1 pseudogene is annotated in these 253 nt (G+C 62.1%); it reads left to right on the top strand.

Annotated features, from left to right (window positions below):
• A pseudogene (locus JAO32_RS19945) lies at nt 1–180 on the top strand (hypothetical protein); the annotation flags it as partial.
• Nucleotides 181–253 lie beyond the last annotated feature (73 nt).

Genomic DNA, 253 nt, shown 5'->3' with positions numbered 1-253 from the left:
ATTCTGCGAACTTCCCTGGCCAAGTCACTGGATACCTTGACGCCGCTGGATCGTCTGGGCGCAGCATGGGCCGTCGCCGCAGGGCACGCCACAGCCAGCCGAACCGCAGTCTCCGCCTTTCAAGACGCGTTGCGACCGTCACCGTGCCGGACACAGCATGGCAACGCCAACTTGAAATGATCCACGGACAGCTGCGCGGCGACCTGGCCAACATCAGCCGCATCCCCGTGACCGATATACTTTTTGTGTTGCC

It is taken from the genome of Terriglobus sp. ADX1 (assembly GCF_036877645.1).
Lineage (GTDB): Bacteria > Acidobacteriota > Terriglobia > Terriglobales > Acidobacteriaceae > Terriglobus.
This window is presented reverse-complemented; position numbering and strand designations above follow the sequence as displayed.